Origin of the sequence: Myxococcus faecalis (assembly GCF_050039385.1) — a bacterium.
Lineage (GTDB): Bacteria > Myxococcota > Myxococcia > Myxococcales > Myxococcaceae > Myxococcus > Myxococcus fulvus.
Genome location: NZ_CP144336.1, coordinates 6,382,383 through 6,396,470, shown reverse-complemented (window position 1 = coordinate 6,396,470; position 14,088 = coordinate 6,382,383). Strand labels below are relative to the sequence as shown.

The following is a 14,088-nucleotide window of genomic DNA, read 5'->3' as shown; positions in this document are numbered from 1 at the left end:
CCATGAACTTCCGTCATCTTGGTCGCAGCGGTCTGGCCGTCAGTGAAATCTCCTTCGGCAACTGGCTCACGCACGGCTCCCAGGTGGAAGAAGAGGCCGCGCTCGCGTGCGTGAAGGCCGCGCAGGACGTGGGCATCACCACGTTCGACACCGCCGACGTCTACGCGAGCACCCGCGCCGAGTCCGTCCTCGGCCGAGCCCTCAAGGGCCAGCGCCGCGCCAGCTACGAGCTGTTCACCAAGGTCTACTGGCCCACCGGCCCCGGGAAGAACGACTGGGGCCTGTCGCGCAAGCACATCATGGAGTCCATCCACGGCTCGCTCACCCGCCTCCAGACGGACTACGTGGACCTCTATCAGGCCCACCGCTTCGACAGCGCCACGCCGCTCGAGGAGACGATGCTCGCCTTCGCCGACATCGTCCGTCAGGGCAAGGCCCTCTACATCGGCGTCTCCGAGTGGACCGGCGAGCAGATCCGCCAGGGCGCGAAGCTCGCCCGCGAGCTGAAGATTCCCTTCGTCTCCAGCCAGCCCCAGTACTCCATGCTCTGGCGTGTCATCGAGGCAGACGTCATCCCCGCGTCCCTCGACGAGGGCCTCGGTCAGATTGTCTGGTCCCCCATGGCCATGGGCGTGCTCACCGGCAAGTACCTCCCCGGCAAGCCGCCGCCCGCGGGCAGCCGCGCCACCGACCCCACCGGCTCGCGCTTCATCGCGCGCTTCCTCAAGGAGGACGTGCTCACCCGCGTGCAGAACCTCAAGCCGCTCGCGCAAGAGGCCGGCCTCACCATGGCCCAGCTCGCCGTCGCCTGGGTGCTCCAGAACAAGGGCGTCTCCTCCGCCATCATCGGCGCCTCCCGCCCCGAGCAGGTCCACGACACCGTGAAGGCCGCCGGCGTGAAGCTGGAGCCCGAGCTGATGCGCCGCATCGACGACGTGCTCGGCCCCGTCATCGAGCGCAACCCCGCCCTCACCGACGTGCCGGACCGCAAGATTTGAAGCCCCACGCGACGCGCCGGGTCTCCACGTGAGCCCGGCGTGCTCGCGCCGCTGCACCCCGTCGTCGCGCCGCCCTATACTCGCGCCCAGGTCCTTCTCCTGGAGGTGGCGTGTGCGTTGGTTCGTAATCTCCGCAATCCTGTTCGCGTCGAGCGCGTCCGCGCAGACGCCCGAGTGCAAGGCGGCGAAGAAGGAGTACGTCGAGCGCGAGGGTCAGCTCACCACCCTGAAGCAGGCCCGCAAGGACATGCGCGAGGTGCTCGTCGCCGCCAAGAAGGGCCGCGCCCACAGCCGCGCGCTCGACGCGCTGGAGAAGGCCGACGACGCCATGGAGGACGCCGTCAAGCGCGCCACCTCCGAGCAGGCCCAGCGCGACAAGCTGACCAAGGAGATCTGCAAGTAGGCCCTCGACCCGGGGGCGCTTTTCGCCCCTGGGTTTCTTTTGCCTTTCGGCTGCGCGAAGGGGCTTTCAAGGGGCGAGCCACTCGGAGCATCTTCACTGCATGGATCCACTCTTCAAGGCCCAGGCCATCTGGCATGCTGCTGCTCTGGATTCCGCTGCTCGCGGGGTTCTTCGTGGGCCGGTGGGTGTACCCGAAGCTGCTGCGCCTGCTCCCCGCCGTCCTGCCCCTCGCCCGCTCGCGCTCGTCGACCTTCATGACTCTCGTGAACGTCACCCTGTTCGCCACGGCCATGGTGCTCACCACGGGCATGCTCGCGGCGAAGACGCTCGTGTGGCTCCAGGGTCTGACCTTCCTGCCCATCACGCCCACCGCCAACTGGGTGCGCGCCCTCTCCTGGCTCGCCGCCTTCTTCTGCGGCTACCACGCGGCGCCGCTGTTCGGACGCGCCGCCCTCGAGAACATCGACGTCCACGAGCCCGCGCCCCTCCCCGCGCTCCCCGGCCCCCGCAAGCAGCCATCCAGTTGGTGGGTGCTCGTCATGCTGTGCTTCATCCTCGCGGCCGGCGGGGGACTGGCCGCGGTGGCCATCGGCCTGCAGAAGGAGGGCTTCCTGCGGACCTCGGACGTGGGAGACCTGGCCGAGCTCGCCTCCGTCCAGGAGCAGCTCCGACCGCTCGAGGCCTGCAGCATCGAATACAAGCGGTGGGACGCCAAGGGCCGCAACAGGTACCCCAAAGCCGTCTCCATGCAGGACTGCGACAGCAACACCCACGGCATCCTGCGCATCGAGGTGCCCCAGACCTGGCTGGAGCAGGGCGTCGGCTTCACCATGCAGCGGGGTTCGACGTCGGAGCCCTGGGAGATCCTCGTCGACAAGGACGCGGTGCCCTTCCCCGCGCTCAAGGAGGCCCTGGAGACCTTCGCCCCCATCATCGCCGCCGAGTACCCGGGCAAGCTGCGCCAGGAGCTCGAGAGCGAGGCCGTGTCCCGCCGGAACTGGGAGGAGTACCGGCGCCAGCGCGACGCGCCGAAGCCCAGCGCGAAGTCGTCCTATCCCGAGTGACGCCAGGCGCTCAGCGCCGGCAGTCTGGATGCGCCGCCGCGTGGAGTCGCTCGTACTCCGCATGGGTGATGTCACCCGCGAAGAGCGTCATCGCGACTTCCCCCCACGTCCCGCGCCAGTCGCCCGGCATCCGCAGGGGATTGAAGCTCGAGCGAATGCCCGGGGGCGGAGGCGGGGGCGTCATCATGAGATACCCGTCCCCCAGGGGATGCGGAGGGAGCGCCCGAGCGAGCACGCGACGCTGGAGTTCCTCGAAGGTGATGTCCCCGCGCTTGTACGCCGCGGAGTCCGCCAGCGCCGCGGAGTAGTCCGCGCTGCCCTCGGGAATCCGCGGGTCGCGCGTCGACACATCGGACTCCGGAGGCATGTGCGGCGGCCGGGGCGGCGGCGGGACGGAGCGCCAGGAATCGTCATCGGGCGGCTTGTTCGACATGCGGGAGTCCTCCAGGAGGAAGGCTCCCGACTGTCCCTCAAGTCCCCGCCGTCGGGGAAGTCTGTCGTCGCCGCGACGCTCCTCCTGCCCTCCGGGGACGTGCGAGTCCTTGCAAGGACAGACGCCGAACCCTTCACCTGTCCAACCGGCCACAGCCCCCCGAGCCTCGGGCCTCGGCCCGCGCACGCGATGGTTAGCTGCCCTTCGACCACCCACCACCCGCCGAGGAGCCCCATGCGCTTGTGTCTGTCTTTGTCGAGCCTCGCCTGCGCCCTCTTCCTGTCCCTCACGGGAACCGCCCACGCCCAGAGCGCCGCGCCCCCTCCCCCACAGGCGGCGACGCCCGCCGAGCCGCCTCCCAGCCCCCAGGGCACCGCCACCCTCGCGTCCCCCTTCCCTCCCGCCTTCCCCGGCCAGACCAACGGCCCCGTCGTCGTTTCGCAGACGCGTTACAAAGTCACCACCATTGCAAGTGGCTTCAACTATCCCTGGGCCATCGCCTTCCTCCCGGACGGGCGGATGCTGGTGACGGAGAAGCCCACCGGGAAGCTCTACATCGTCACCCAGCAGGGCGCGAAGTCCGCGCCCGTGGCGGGCCTGCCGCCCGTGGACGGCCGGGGCCAGGGCGGGCTGATGGACGTGGAGGTGGGCCCCGACTACGCCCAGAGCCGCTACATCTACTGGAGCTATTACGAGCCGCGCGAGGCGGGCAACGGCCGGCCCACCGCGGGCAACGGCCTGGCCGTCGCGCGAGGCAAGCTGGTGGACGGCCCCCAGCCGCGCATCGAGGCCCTGCAAATCATCTTCCGAATGAAGCCCACGCTGGACTCGACGCTGCACGCGGGCGGGCGCATCGTGTTCCACCCGGACGGCACCCTGTTCGTCACGCTGGGCGAGCGCTCCATCCTCCCTGGCCGCGTCCAGGCCCGACAGCTCAACAGCCACTTCGGCAAGATCGTCCGCATCTTCCCCGACGGCACCGTCCCCTCGAACAACCCCTTCTACAACCAGGTCGGCGCCCGCTCGGAGATCTTCTCCCTGGGCCACCGCAACATCCTGGCCGCCGCGCTCGACTCACGCGGCCGGCTCTGGGAGGCGGAGATGGGCCCGTTGGGCGGCGACGAGCTCAACCTGGTGGAGCGCGGCAAGGACTACGGCTGGCCCACCATCGGCTACGGCACCGAGTACTCCGGAGCCCCCATCCACCAGTCCGGCCAGGGCCCGGGCATGGAGCAACCCGTTTACTTCTGGAACCCGGTGGTATCTCCATCCGGGATGACCATCTACTCGGGGAACCTGTTCCCGGAGTGGCAGGGCAACATCTTCATCGGGGCGCTGTCGGGGCACGCGCTCATCCGGCTCGTCCTCCAGGATGACCGGGTGGTGGGCGAGGAGCGGCTCAAGCCCGCCAACAACGCGCGGGTGCGCGAGGTGGTCCAGGGCCCCGAGGGCGCGCTGTACCTGCTCACCGACGACCCGAACGGCCGCCTGCTCAAGATGACACCCCAATGAAGGTGCCGGACCCACGCGGACCAGCACTCCGAGTCCGCGTGGGGAGACGGGCCTGAAAAGGGGCGGACGGCCGGGCAACAAATGTGTTTCCAGTCGTGGCCCGAGGGCCCGGGAAGCGGACAAACCGGCTGATCCATTTGACTTTCAGGGCGGACGGAGAAACAGATGGGCGCATGACGCTCCCCCCCATCCTCCTGGCCCAGTCAGGGCATTCCGAGCTCGGCTGGCTCAGCAGCAAGCTGCTCGGCGTCACGCTCACGTCCGCCGAGTGGGTCCTCTGGATTCTCGTCGTCCTCTCGGTGCTCTCCATCGCCATCATGCTGGAGCGCGCGGTGTACTTCGCCCGCCACCGGCTGCCGGACTCGGAGGCGCTCGCGGTGCGGCTCGCGAAGGGCGACTTCGATGCGGGGCGCAAGGCCATCGAGGGCAAGACGGGCATGGAGGCCGCCGTCATCCGCGAGGCGCTCGCCGCCAGCGCGCAGGGCGCCGACACCGTGGAGCAGGTCATCGCCTCCACCGTCGCGCGCGAGCGTCCCCAGTACGAGCGCTTCCTGTCCTTCCTGGGCACGCTGGGCAACAACGCGCCGTTCATCGGTCTGTTCGGCACCGTGCTCGGCATCATCAAGGCGTTCAATGATTTGGGCGCCAGCAACGTGAAGGGCGCGGCCATCCAGCAGACCGTCATGGCCGGCATCTCCGAGGCGCTCGTCGCCACGGCGGTGGGCCTGGCCGTCGCGATTCCCGCCGTCGTCGCCTTCAACATCTTCAACCGTCAGTTGAAGACGGTCACCAGCCGCACCAACGCCCTGGGCCACGCGCTCGTCGGCAGCATGCGCGCCTCGGGTCGCACGCCGGACACGGCCGCCCGCGCCGCGGAGGTCCGCTAGGTCATGGCGGGCGGCGCGCAGGACAACGAAGAGGAAATCACGGGCATCAACGTCACGCCGCTGGTGGACGTGGTGCTGGTGCTGCTCATCATCTTCATGGTGACGGCGAACTTCATCGTCCGCGAGACGGTGGAGGTGGACCTGCCCCGCGCGGCCAACGGCGGCGAGACGGTGCAGGGCCTGGTCAACGTGGTGCTTGACAAGGAGGGCAAGCTCTACTTCGACGGCGCGCAGGTGACGGAGCCGGAGCTGACCACCAAGGTCGCGGAGGCGGTGGCCAAGGACAAGGACACGCGCGCCATCATCAGCGCCGACCAGACCATCGCCTACGGTCAGGTGATGCGCCTCATCGACACGGTGAAGGGCCAGGGCATCGCGAAGTTCGCCCTCAACATCGAGAAGGACGTGGCCCCCGCGGCCGCGCCCGCCACTCCCTGACGGCACGACCCAGCACATGAGCCAGGCGGTCCTCCAAGACAACTCCTTTCCCCGCCGCGAGCGCTCGCTCGTGTTCGTGGGCGCCTTCCTGCTCGTGTCGCTGGTGCTGCACGGCGTGGGCTTCTGGTACCTGAGCCACATGGCGGACCGGCCCCGGCCGGTGGTGCAGCGCCCCGTGGAGCTGGTCATGGTGGAGGTGCAAAAGCCCCCTCCGCCGCCGCCTCCCGAGGAGAAGAAGGAGGAGCCCAAGCCGCCTCCGCCCAAGCCCAAGCCGGTCAAGCCGCCGCCCATCAAGGTCGCGGAGACCAAGCCCCAGCCGCCTCCGCCCGAGCAGGCCCCGCCGCCGCCCAACGAGTCGCCGCCGCCCACGCCCCAGGCCAAGCCGCCGCCGCTCGTGGTGGGCATGACGATGTCGTCCACCACCAGCGCCGGCTCGTTCGCCGCGCCCGTGGGCAACACGTCCTACGGCAAGGTGGACAGCACCGCGAAGGACCCCAAGGACGTGAAGGGGTACTCGGCGCCCAAGTACACGCCCATCTACCAGGTGGACTCCGAGCCCACCGTGGCCTCCGAGGTGAAGGTCCCCTACCCGGAGGAGGCGCGCCGCGCCGGCATCGAGGGCACGGTGACGCTGTCCATCACCATCGACAACGAGGGCCGCGTCGTCTCCGCCAAGGTGCTCTCCGGCCCGGGCTACGGCCTCAACGAGGCGGCCCGCGACGCCATCAAGCGCTTCCGCTTCAAGCCCGCCATCAAGGGCGGTGAGGCGGTCTCCACGGAGATGAAGTACTCGTACACGTTCCTGCTGGACTGAAGGCGCCGGGGGCGCGCCGTCACTGCGAGCGCAGCGCCCGGCGCATGATGTCTCGCAGCGCGCGCAGGTCCTCGTCCGACAGCGCGGCGATGGGCTCGGGCGGCTCCGCCAGCCGCTCGAGCAGCCGCTCGCGCAGGGCCACGCCCGCCTCCGTCAGCACCAGCATCTTCACGCGCCGGTCCTGCTCGCTGCTGCGCCGCTCGACGAGGCCCCGCGCCTCCATGCGGTCCACCAGGCCCGTCACGTTCGACGCGTCACAGGACAGGTAGTTGGCCAGCGTGCTCATCGCCAGCGGGCCCTCGCCCAGCTGACGCACCACGTGCGCCTGCACCGGGGACAGCTCGAACTCCGCCGCCAGCGCGGGGAAGTTGCGCATGTGCGCGTGCATCAGCTCGAACAGCAGCGTCCACGCCTGCCTGGGCAGCCCCGCCTCCTCAGGGGCCTGCTGCCCGGCGTCCGGTGACCTGCCGCGTCGCTCCAGACTCTCGCTGCTTCCGCTCATGCCCCTCATGGTAATTCACCCCGCCCACCTAAACAATTGACTTCATCAACTATTGAGGGTTACTACATTCCGGAGCTTCCAAAATAGAACGACATGGCCTATGTGGGGCCGGACCCGGAACAGGACGGCGGAAGAAGCGATGCGGCGGCGGACGAACTTCATAAGAGCCGGTTCGGCACTTCGCGCTGAATTCCCACAGAGCATGACGCACCCGGGCAAGACGCCCGGGCGCGCGCACCCAAGACACAACCCGTAGCAAGTCCTTCGAGGACGCAAATGGGGCACACCGCGCCGGCGCGGGGCTCCACGAGGAGGCAGAGGCGGTTATGAGCTCACTTCTGGCGTTGACCCTGGCGGCCACCCTGGCCGCGGCACCGCCCCCCGTGCTGACACTGGAGGACGCGCTCAATCAGGCGCGCAAGGAGAACCTGGACCTGAAGGCGGCCCAGGCCCGGCTGCGGCAGGCGGACACGGCGTCGCGCAAGGCGTGGGCGGGCTACCTGCCCACCGTCACCGTGGGCGCGGCCATCATCCGCAACTCCAACGCGGCCATCATCCCCCCCGGCCCGCTGGGCCCCGAGCCGGTGGTCATCCAGCCCCTGGTGCAGCGCCAGTTCCAGGCGGAGGTGCGTCAGGCCATCATCGCCCCGCAGCTGTGGGCGGGCATCCAGGCCGCGTACAAGAGCGAGCGCGTCGCGGAGCTCAACGTGGAGCAGGCCCGGCGCGAAATCCTCTTCGGCGTGGCGCAGGCGTACTACGGCGCCGCGGCGCAGGCCCAGGCGGTGACGGTGCAGGAGCGGCTGGTGGAGCTCAACGGCGCCCGCGCCAAGGACACGAAGATCCGCTTCGACGCCGGCACGGTGACGCGCGTGGCGCTCTTGCGCGCCGAGCAGGACCTGTCGCGCGCCGAGCAGGACCTCATCCGCGCGAGGAACGCGCTGGCGTCCGCGAAGCTGGTGCTGGCGACGCTCCTGGCGTTGGACAGCCCGGACTTCGAGGTGGCGCCTCCTCCCGAGCCGCAGGTGCCGGTGAAGACGGAGGCGGAGGTGCTGGTGCAGAAGTCGCTGGAGCAGCGCGCGGACGTGGCCGCGGCCCGTGAGACGACGGAGCTGGCGCGCATCAACAAGCGCGGCGTGTGGTTCAGCTACCTGCCCACGCTGGGCGTCACCGGTCAGTTCCGCGTGGCGAACGCGGCGGGCTTCCAGGGCCGCTCGGACGTGTGGCTCATCACCTTCGGCGCCAACTGGACGCTGTGGGATGGCGGGCTTCGCGAGGCGAACCTCTCCGAGGCTTCCGCCCGCATCGCCGAGTCGCTGGCCACGCAGCGCAAGGCGGAGCTGACGGCGCGGCAGGAAGTGAAGACGGCGCAGCTGGACCTGGAGAGCGCGCTGGCCAACCGCCTCAAGGCGGAGCAGACGGTGGAGCTGGCGCGTGAGGGCCAGCGGCTGACGGACGTCTCCTTCAAGGCGGGCGTCGCCACGTACCTGGAGGTCGCGGACGCGAACACGGCGCTGACGCAGGCGGAGATTGGCCTGGTGGCCGAGCGGCTCCAGGCCTCCGTCGCGGCGCTGAAGCTGTTGCGCTCGGTGGGTGCGTTCGAGGCGCGCAGCCTCGACTCGGACCTGAAGGACGAGAGCGCCGCGCCGCCCGTGGTGCAGCCGCTGCCCGGCGACGCCACCCAGCTGCAGCAGCAGACCGCGCCGCAGGACGCGCCGGTGCAGACGGAGCAGCCGGCACCCGAGCAGCAGTAGGCTTCAAGCGCCATCCGGTGGCCTGGACGCTCGACGCCAGGCACCGGGGCGACCGCTTCCCGGGGCGGGTGGGCGGGGCTCTTGTGGGAGCCCACCACCGGCCCCACCCTCGGAGAGAAGTCGAAGCACCCTTTTCACCGAGGAGGTCAACATGGCGGAAGGAACGTGGGGCAACTGCAAGGGTTGTCGCTACTTCGCCAGCGACAAGCCCAACCCCAGTGACAACGAGACGCAGCGCTGCATGCAGGCGAGTCTGCGGAAGTTCGACCTGAAGGTCTCCGGCGCGAGCGGTTGCAACGCGTACGAGGCCCGGGTCGGGGTTGGCTCGCAGCCGCAACAGGAACCCGCTCAACCGGCGCACTGACGCCCGTCCAGCGGGAATCCGTCGAGCCTTCGTGGAGCACATGACTCCACGAAGCAAGACGGCCCTCGGGAATCCCCTCCGCGTCGAGCCCTCGCGCCTTGCGTGCGCGGATGCAGGCACCGCGGCTCCACCCCACCTCAGGATGAAGGCGCGTCACCCACGCGGGGACGGTCCGGCTCGCAGACGCAGTCCACGCAGCCGTGGGTGCAGCACGTCCCGCACAGCTCGATGAGCCTGCGGCCCAGGGCCTGCCGGGCGCGGTGCAGGCGCACGGCGGCGTTGTTGGCGGTGAGCCCCTCTTCCCCCGCGAAGGCGGAGACGGGCGTGCCCTCCAGGTCCACGCGGCGGATGGCCTGGGCGTACTCGGGCTTGAGGGTGTCGGCGAGCCCCGCCACGCACGCGCACACGGTGGACTCGAGCGCGGCGGTGTCCTCGGTGGAGCGAGGCGCCTCGGCCTCCTCGAGGGCCAGGGCCTGGGACTCGCGCCGCGCGCGGCGGTGGCGGTCCACCAGCACGTTGCGCAGGAGGCGGTAGAACCAGGCCACCGCGCTCTCCTCGTCGCGCAGGGCCTCGCCCTTCTCCAGGCCCTTCACCAGGGCGAGCTGGAGGACCTCCTCGGCCTCCTCGGGGCTGCCGACACGCGGGGCCAGGAAGGCGAGGAAGCGCCTTCGCTGGGCCACGAGGGTTTCGAGGACGCGTTCATCCAGGCTCATGCGCCCTTCAGCCTACCGCCTCTCGCACGGGCACCTCGTCCTCGGTGACGGCGCGAGGCTGACGGAAATAGATGCGCTCCATCAGCCGGCGCTGGTGGACGAGCGGCTTGTCGTAGCGGTCCAGCCGCATGCCCTTGTGGCTGTAGGGCGTGTCCGCGACGGTGGGGATGAAGCGCGCGTCGTCGACAATCTCCCAGCGGGTGAGCTCGCGCGCCACCTTCGCCGCCACGGGCAGAAAGGGGGTGAGCCACGGGTGCACGCAGCGCAGGAAGGAGAAGACATGCAGGCGCGTGCGCCTGGCCGTCTCCGGCACGAAGAAGATGTTGGCGCGGGTGATGAACGGCCGCTTCTGCCCCGTGGGGGACACCCAGCTCACGACGTACTCGCTCTGCACGGGGTCGAAGCGCGTCACCCAGTCATTGTGGAAGAAGTCGCCGCTGCGCACGCCGAGCAGCTTCATCAGGAGCGCGGGGCGCTGGGGGGCGCGGTAGTGGACCTCGGTGTGGTCGTCGTGGTTCGTCGCGTCGAACTCGACCTGGCCCGCGTGCGGGTCGTCCCAGCCCAGGCGGGTGTGCACGTAGGGCGTGTGCTCGTCCTCGCTGAAGTTGTCGAGCGAGACGTGCAGCGGCGCCTCGAAGGGCACCGAGAAGCTGCCGCCGAAGACGTAGCCGTCGTTCAGGGGCAGCTCGGGCAGGGCCGAGCGCGGCGTCTCCCGGTGGGCCAGCCACAGGTAGCCGTGGTGCTCCACGACCTGGAAGCTCTTCACGTCGCAGTGCTTGAGCTCGGGTTGGCTGGGATTGGAGCCCCGGCCCTGCGAGTCGAAGCGCCAGCCGTGGTACGGGCACTGGAGCCGGCCGTCCGGGCGCACCTTGCCCTTGGACAGGGGCGCGAAGCGGTGGGGACACGTGTCCGCCAGCGCCGCGGGGCTCCCCTTCTCGTCCCGGAACAGCGCGTAGGCCCGACCGGCCACCTCCACGCGCACGGGCTCTCGGCGAAGCGACTCGGAAGGGAGCACGGGGTGGAAGTGACGAAGGACGTCGGGCAGTGGCTCCATACTTTCCAAGTATAGCGGGCCACTCAGGACAGGGGAGGAAGGCGCTCCAGCAGTCTTTTCAGGTCTGGCTGGAGCTCATCCGGCGTTTCACGGGCGAGCTCCTCCACGGGGTGAGTGCCCCAGGTGACACCGTAGGTGCGCAGGCCGGCGGCCTTGCCGGCGCGGAGGTCCAGGGAGGTGTCCCCGACCATCCACAGGCCCTGCGTGCCGAGCGCGGCGAGGGCGCGGTGGAGGACGTCCGGCGCGGGCTTGTGGGGGAAGTCGTCGGTGCCCTGGACGTGGTGGAGGACGTCACCCAGGCCCATGGCGTCGACGAAGCGGCGGGCCATGGGGCTCTTCTTGGTGGTGGCGACGGCCAGCAGGTAGCCGCGCTCGCGCAGGGTGTGGAGGAGCTCGAGGACGCCGGGGTACGGGCGGGAGTTGCGGTGGAAGTTGAGCGGGTAGTGCTCGCGGTAGGAGGCGCACAGCGCGGGCACGTGCTGGGGCGCGAACTCCGCGTACATGATGTCGAGCGGCAGGCCGATGAGGGCGCGCACCTGGGCGTAGGTGGGAGCCTGGAGGCCATTCGCGGGGAAGGCGTACAGGAAGCTGTCGATGATGTCCGGCAGCGAGTCCACCAGCGTGCCGTCGAGGTCGAAGAGGATTCCACGGGAGTCAGCGCGGCTCATGCGCTCCTGCATACGTGGTTCGGGGGTTGGGGGCACGTGTTTGGAGCCGTGGGGGATGGGCACCCGAGCCTGTGAGCGCACAGGTGCCCGGAGAGGGGCCGTCACCCTCGCGCCGTGTCACGCGAGGGTGGCGGGACTGTGTGGGTTACGGGGTGAAGAGGATGGCGGTGTTGAAGACCGTGTCGCCCATGCCACCGGAGATGAGCACCTTGCCATTCGAAAGCAGGGAGCATGGGGCATAGGCCCGCGTCGTGGGCATGCTCACGATATAGCGAGCCGTCCCAACCGAGGGGTCGAACAGCTCAGCGGTCGCGCTGATACCCTCCGTGCCTCCCGTCTGGAGCAGGCGCCCAGACGGAAGCATGAGCAGACACGACCAGGTCCGACCGTGAATCCAGGAGCCGGCAGTCCTCTGCTGGTTGAGTGCTGGGTCGTACTCCGCCAAAGAGCTGCTGGCGTGAACGAGGACCCTTCCGGAGGGCAACAAGAAGGCTCGCGTCCAGGAGGTTCCCGTCAGCCCCGTAGCAAGGCTCCAAGTGTCCGTGGCCACATCATAGAGTTCGGCTGGCGCACCACCTCCCGCGACCAAGACCTTTCCCGACGGCAACAGGAGCGCGAAGTGGCCCGAACGATTCATCGTCGCATTCACGGTCGCAACAGGCGTCCAGGAGTTCGTCTCGGGGTCATAAAGCTCGGGAATGCGTATCCCTCCGCTCGTGAAGTACGTACCACCAATCACCAGGACCTTGCCTGAGGGCAGCAACGTCGCCGTATGCGACTCCCGTTCGAACGTCATCGGAGCCGCTGCTGTCCAGGTGTTCGTCTGCGGGTCATATAGGTCCACGTCGCGCATGAGCGAGTTCACACTCGTGCTCGCAAGACCTCCTGCCACGAGAACCTTGCCGGAGGGCAGCACGGTCATCGTGTGGTTGATGCGAGCCCGGCGCATGCTGCCTGCGGAAGTCCAGTTCCCCGTCTCCGGGTTGTAGAGTTCAGCCGAAGGCATGAAGGTCGAGCCGGCATACCCTCCAGTCACCAGCACCTTGCCAGACGGCAGCACGAGGGACTGATGGCGGATGCGCGCCTCAAGCATGCTCCCCGTCGCATCCCACTTCGCGGCGGAGCCACTGCCACAGTTCGTCCCATTCACCACGCTCACGTTGAACGTGTGTGACGCGGAGAAGCCGCGAGCATTCGTGACGGTGGCCGTCACGGTCGGCGCGCTGCCCTGCGCGACACAGGCCGGCGCCGTCCATCGCACCTCGCTGGAGGTGAAGCCGCTCGTCGCCGTGCCCAGCGTGCCGACGCTCGCCGCCCAGCCGAAGCCGAGCGCCCCGCCATCTCCGTCCTCCGCCAGCACCCGCAGCGTCACCGACTCACCGCCCGCCACCGTGGTCGCGGACTGGTACGCCTGCACGATGCGCGGAGGGATGCTCGGACCGGTGCCAGGGCCCACGCAGATGCGCAGCGTGCCCTGCGTCCGTCCACCGTGCGCGTCCGACACGCTGACGTTGAGCGCGCAGTTGCCACACGGGTCACCGGCCGGCACGGCGCTCGGCGTGAAGGTCGCGGCGGCGGACGTCGCCTGCGTCCACGCACCCGCGCACGTCGTGGACCACTGGTAGCTCAGCGCATCCCCATCCGCGTCCACCGCGTCCACGGTGACAGTGGTCCCCTGCCCCACCGGCACCGGAGAACGGGTGACCGTGATTCCGCGCACCGTGGGCGCCATGTTGAAGGACACCGTCACGTTCGCGCTGCCCATCCCCGCCCCGCCATCCGTCGACAGCGTCCGCACGTCGATGCGCAGGCTCGTCGCCGCGCCACGCGAGTCCGTCACCGTGAGCGTCAGCGCGAACTCACCCGCCACCTGCGGCGCGGTCCACGTGGTGGTCGCCGTGCCCGTCGTGGTGAAGGAGCCACCGGTCGCGCTCCACGCGTACGAAATCGTGTCCTGGGTGTCCTTGTCGTGCGCCGTGGCGCGAAGGACGATGCTCCCACCCGGCATCACCACGCTCGCCGACGCGATGAGCGAGTCGATGCACGGCACCGTGTTCTCGAACGGGGTACCACTGGAGAGCGACTGGAGCGTGATTGCCACCACCGCCGTCTCGCCCGCGACGATGGTGACACCCTCCGCCACGCCGCGATAGCGCAGCGCGCCCTGTGAATCGAACGCCTCCGCCGTGAAGGTCCGCGCGCTGCCCACGGGCACCTGGTGGAACGTGCCGCGCCACGCCCCGGACTCCTGCGTCAACACCACCGTCGACGCGGGCACGCCCGTGGCCGTCAGCGTCACCGTGACGCGGGTGACGTCCTCTCCCGCGAGCGCGTCGGACACCGCGCTCATGAACTCCACGGAGCCCGTCTGCTCCTGCTCAACGGAGGAGCCACAGCCCCAGACGGTGAACACCATCGCGATGACCCAACACAACTGACTCCAGCGCTGCCTGGCTTGCATCCTCATTCGGGCGTTCCTTTCCAGCA

15 protein-coding genes are annotated in these 14,088 nt (G+C 69.5%); 9 read left to right on the top strand and 6 right to left on the bottom strand.

Annotation, left to right across the window (positions count from 1 at the left end; all coding sequences use genetic code 11):
- Positions 1-2: 2 nt before the first annotated feature.
- The 3 genes from VZQ01_RS25725 (at position 3) to VZQ01_RS25715 (ending at position 2,465) form a co-directional block, all read left to right on the top strand.
- On the top strand, positions 3-998 hold the full coding sequence (locus VZQ01_RS25725) for an aldo/keto reductase family protein (RefSeq protein WP_426744936.1): 996 nt from the start codon (positions 3-5) through the stop codon (positions 996-998).
- A gap of 112 nt (positions 999-1,110) precedes the next feature.
- On the top strand, positions 1,111-1,401 hold the full coding sequence (locus VZQ01_RS25720) for a hypothetical protein (protein ID WP_046716308.1): 291 nt from the start codon (positions 1,111-1,113) through the stop codon (positions 1,399-1,401).
- Positions 1,402-1,535: 134 nt separating this feature from the next.
- Positions 1,536-2,465: a hypothetical protein gene (locus tag VZQ01_RS25715; RefSeq protein ID WP_426744935.1), complete on the top strand. Its 930-nt coding sequence runs from the start codon at positions 1,536-1,538 to the stop codon at positions 2,463-2,465.
- Between the two features lie 10 nt (positions 2,466-2,475).
- Here VZQ01_RS25715 and VZQ01_RS25710 read toward each other — a convergent pair whose 3' ends face one another.
- A complete protein-coding gene (locus VZQ01_RS25710) occupies positions 2,476-2,898 on the bottom strand; it encodes a hypothetical protein (RefSeq protein WP_426744934.1) in 423 nt (140 codons plus the stop codon).
- A 234-nt stretch (positions 2,899-3,132) separates the two neighbouring features.
- Here VZQ01_RS25710 and VZQ01_RS25705 point away from each other — a divergent pair, with 234 nt between their 5' ends.
- The 4 genes from VZQ01_RS25705 to VZQ01_RS25690 all read left to right on the top strand — a co-directional run bounded on the left by VZQ01_RS25705 (position 3,133) and on the right by VZQ01_RS25690 (position 6,549).
- Positions 3,133-4,410, top strand: a complete 1,278-nt coding sequence (locus tag VZQ01_RS25705; protein ID WP_426744933.1) for a PQQ-dependent sugar dehydrogenase — start codon at positions 3,133-3,135, stop codon at positions 4,408-4,410.
- Positions 4,411-4,583: 173 nt separating this feature from the next.
- Positions 4,584-5,297, top strand: coding sequence for a MotA/TolQ/ExbB proton channel family protein (locus VZQ01_RS25700; protein ID WP_046716312.1), 714 nt, complete (start codon positions 4,584-4,586; stop codon positions 5,295-5,297).
- A gap of 3 nt (positions 5,298-5,300) precedes the next feature.
- Entirely contained in the window at positions 5,301-5,735 is a 435-nt protein-coding gene (locus VZQ01_RS25695; protein ID WP_141333310.1) for an ExbD/TolR family protein, read from the top strand.
- A gap of 16 nt (positions 5,736-5,751) precedes the next feature.
- Complete coding sequence (locus VZQ01_RS25690) at positions 5,752-6,549, top strand: energy transducer TonB (RefSeq protein WP_426744932.1); 798 nt, start codon at positions 5,752-5,754, stop codon at positions 6,547-6,549.
- A 19-nt stretch (positions 6,550-6,568) separates the two neighbouring features.
- Here the strand turns inward: VZQ01_RS25690 and VZQ01_RS25685 are convergent, their stop codons facing one another.
- Positions 6,569-7,060 carry a MarR family winged helix-turn-helix transcriptional regulator gene (locus VZQ01_RS25685; protein WP_223747024.1) on the bottom strand — a complete coding sequence of 164 codons (492 nt, stop codon included), beginning with the start codon at positions 7,058-7,060 and terminating at the stop codon, positions 6,569-6,571.
- A 317-nt stretch (positions 7,061-7,377) separates the two neighbouring features.
- Here VZQ01_RS25685 and VZQ01_RS25680 point away from each other — a divergent pair, with 317 nt between their 5' ends.
- Together VZQ01_RS25680 and VZQ01_RS25675 are read left to right on the top strand one after the other, a co-directional pair.
- Positions 7,378-8,802 carry a TolC family protein gene (locus VZQ01_RS25680; RefSeq protein WP_426744931.1) on the top strand — a complete coding sequence of 475 codons (1,425 nt, stop codon included), beginning with the start codon at positions 7,378-7,380 and terminating at the stop codon, positions 8,800-8,802.
- Between the two features lie 151 nt (positions 8,803-8,953).
- Positions 8,954-9,166: a hypothetical protein gene (locus tag VZQ01_RS25675; protein WP_267699368.1), complete on the top strand. Its 213-nt coding sequence runs from the start codon at positions 8,954-8,956 to the stop codon at positions 9,164-9,166.
- 137 nt (positions 9,167-9,303) lie between these two features.
- Here VZQ01_RS25675 and VZQ01_RS25670 read toward each other — a convergent pair whose 3' ends face one another.
- The 4 genes from VZQ01_RS25670 to VZQ01_RS25655 form a co-directional block, all read right to left on the bottom strand.
- Positions 9,304-9,879, bottom strand: coding sequence for an RNA polymerase sigma factor (locus VZQ01_RS25670; RefSeq protein WP_223747021.1), 576 nt, complete (start codon positions 9,877-9,879; stop codon positions 9,304-9,306).
- A 7-nt stretch (positions 9,880-9,886) separates the two neighbouring features.
- Positions 9,887-10,933 (bottom strand): Rieske 2Fe-2S domain-containing protein, encoded by a 1,047-nt coding sequence (locus VZQ01_RS25665; protein ID WP_426744930.1) that lies wholly within the window; start codon positions 10,931-10,933, stop codon positions 9,887-9,889.
- A gap of 23 nt (positions 10,934-10,956) precedes the next feature.
- Positions 10,957-11,601 (bottom strand): HAD family hydrolase, encoded by a 645-nt coding sequence (locus VZQ01_RS25660; RefSeq protein WP_408889068.1) that lies wholly within the window; start codon positions 11,599-11,601, stop codon positions 10,957-10,959.
- Between the two features lie 145 nt (positions 11,602-11,746).
- Positions 11,747-14,068, bottom strand: coding sequence for a Kelch repeat-containing protein (locus VZQ01_RS25655; RefSeq protein WP_426744929.1), 2,322 nt, complete (start codon positions 14,066-14,068; stop codon positions 11,747-11,749).
- Between the last annotated feature and the right edge of the window lie 20 nt (positions 14,069-14,088).

What these genes read in the sequence shown, in the direction of transcription:
- VZQ01_RS25700 (WP_046716312.1), top strand. Translation starts at nt 4,584, where the DNA reads ATGACGCTCCCCCCCATCCTCCTGGCCCAGTCAGGGCATTCCGAGCTC.
- VZQ01_RS25710 (WP_426744934.1), bottom strand. Translation starts at nt 2,898, where the DNA reads ATGTCGAACAAGCCGCCCGATGACGATTCCTGGCGCTCCGTCCCGCCG.
- VZQ01_RS25690 (WP_426744932.1), top strand. Translation starts at nt 5,752, where the DNA reads ATGAGCCAGGCGGTCCTCCAAGACAACTCCTTTCCCCGCCGCGAGCGC.
- VZQ01_RS25680 (WP_426744931.1), top strand. Translation starts at nt 7,378, where the DNA reads ATGAGCTCACTTCTGGCGTTGACCCTGGCGGCCACCCTGGCCGCGGCA.
- VZQ01_RS25660 (WP_408889068.1), bottom strand. Translation starts at nt 11,601, where the DNA reads ATGAGCCGCGCTGACTCCCGTGGAATCCTCTTCGACCTCGACGGCACG.
- VZQ01_RS25675 (WP_267699368.1), top strand. Translation starts at nt 8,954, where the DNA reads ATGGCGGAAGGAACGTGGGGCAACTGCAAGGGTTGTCGCTACTTCGCC.
- VZQ01_RS25670 (WP_223747021.1), bottom strand. Translation starts at nt 9,879, where the DNA reads ATGAGCCTGGATGAACGCGTCCTCGAAACCCTCGTGGCCCAGCGAAGG.
- VZQ01_RS25695 (WP_141333310.1), top strand. Translation starts at nt 5,301, where the DNA reads ATGGCGGGCGGCGCGCAGGACAACGAAGAGGAAATCACGGGCATCAAC.
- VZQ01_RS25725 (WP_426744936.1), top strand. Translation starts at nt 3, where the DNA reads ATGAACTTCCGTCATCTTGGTCGCAGCGGTCTGGCCGTCAGTGAAATC.
- VZQ01_RS25655 (WP_426744929.1), bottom strand. Translation starts at nt 14,068, where the DNA reads ATGAGGATGCAAGCCAGGCAGCGCTGGAGTCAGTTGTGTTGGGTCATC.
- VZQ01_RS25705 (WP_426744933.1), top strand. Translation starts at nt 3,133, where the DNA reads ATGCGCTTGTGTCTGTCTTTGTCGAGCCTCGCCTGCGCCCTCTTCCTG.
- VZQ01_RS25715 (WP_426744935.1), top strand. Translation starts at nt 1,536, where the DNA reads ATGCTGCTGCTCTGGATTCCGCTGCTCGCGGGGTTCTTCGTGGGCCGG.
- VZQ01_RS25685 (WP_223747024.1), bottom strand. Translation starts at nt 7,060, where the DNA reads ATGAGGGGCATGAGCGGAAGCAGCGAGAGTCTGGAGCGACGCGGCAGG.
- VZQ01_RS25665 (WP_426744930.1), bottom strand. Translation starts at nt 10,933, where the DNA reads ATGGAGCCACTGCCCGACGTCCTTCGTCACTTCCACCCCGTGCTCCCT.